This window comes from Acutalibacter sp. LFL-21, assembly GCF_025630755.1.
Taxonomy (GTDB): domain Bacteria; phylum Bacillota; class Clostridia; order Oscillospirales; family Acutalibacteraceae; genus Acutalibacter; species Acutalibacter stercoravium.
Genome location: NZ_JAOTNT010000033.1, coordinates 1 through 1,549 on the forward strand (window position 1 = coordinate 1; position 1,549 = coordinate 1,549).

Below are 1,549 nucleotides of genomic sequence, written 5' to 3' on the forward strand. Positions count from 1 at the left end.
AAGGACCCTCAAAATTAAACAACGATTCAAAAGTTAGATCCGTGTCTGACCTTGGATGTTGGAAGAAAACCTTGGCTTTCTTCGAGTCTCCATAGAAAGGAGGTGATCCAGCCGCACCTTCCGATACGGCTACCTTGTTACGACTTCACCCCAGTCGCCAATCCTACCTTCGGCAGCGCCCTCCTTGCGGTTAAGCTACTGACTTCGGGTATTACCGGCTCCCATGGTGTGACGGGCGGTGTGTACAAGGCCCGGGAACGTATTCACCGCGGCATGCTGATCCGCGATTACTAGCAATTCCAACTTCATGCAGGCGGGTTGCAGCCTACAATCCGAACTGGGACCGTTTTTAGGGTTTTGCTCCACCTCGCGGTATTGCTTCCCTCTGTTAACGGCCATTGTAGTACGTGTGAGGCCCAGGTCATAAGGGGCATGATGATTTGACATCATCCCCACCTTCCTCCGTTTTGTCAACGGCGGTCCTGCTAGAGTGCTCTTGCGTAGCAACTAACAGTAAGGGTTGCGCTCGTTGCGGGACTTAACCCAACATCTCACGACACGAGCTGACGACAACCATGCACCACCTGTCTCAGCTTTCCCCGAAGGGCACCTAATGTATCTCTACTTCGTTAGCTGGATGTCAAGACCTGGTAAGGTTCTTCGCGTTGCTTCGAATTAATCCACATACTCCACTGCTTGTGCGGGCCCCCGTCAATTCCTTTGAGTTTCAACCTTGCGGTCGTACTCCCCAGGTGGATTACTTATTGTGTTAACTCCGGCACGGAGGGGGTCAGACCCCCCACACCTAGTAATCATCGTTTACGGCATGGACTACCAGGGTATCTAATCCTGTTTGCTACCCATGCTTTCGTGCCTCAGCGTCAGTTAAAGCCCAGTAGGCCGCCTTCGCCACTGGTGTTCCTCCCGATCTCTACGCATTTCACCGCTACACCGGGAATTCCGCCTACCTCTACTTCACTCAAGTTCGATAGTTTCAAAAGCAGTTCATGGGTTAAGCCCATGGATTTCACTTCTGACTTACCAAACCGCCTACGCACCCTTTACACCCAGTAAATCCGGACAACGCTTGCTCCCTACGTATTACCGCGGCTGCTGGCACGTAGTTAGCCGGAGCTTCCTCCTCTGCTACCGTCATTATCTTCACAGAGGACAGAGGTTTACAACCCGAAGGCCGTCATCCCTCACGCGGCGTTGCTGGTTCAGGGTTTCCCCCATTGACCAATATCCCTCACTGCTGCCTCCCGTAGGAGTCTGGGCCGTGTCTCAGTCCCAATGTGGCCGTTCAACCTCTCAGTCCGGCTACCGATCGTCGGCTTGGTGGGCCTCTACCCCGCCAACTACCTAATCGGACGCGAGCCCATCTTTCAGCGGATTGCTCCTTTGATTACATCTCCATGCGAAAACGTAATGTCATGCGGTATTAGCGTCCTTTTCAAGACGTTATCCCCCTCTGAAAGGCAGGTTGCTCACGCGTTACTCACCCGTCCGCCACTAAGATAAGCAAGGATCTCTAGCAAGCTAAATCACC

At 53.0% G+C, this 1,549-nt stretch carries 1 rRNA gene; it reads right to left on the minus strand.

Annotation, left to right across the window (positions count from 1 at the left end):
- Positions 1–95: 95 nt before the first annotated feature.
- Positions 96–1,549, minus strand: a 16S ribosomal RNA gene (locus tag ODJ80_RS14005); the annotation flags it as partial.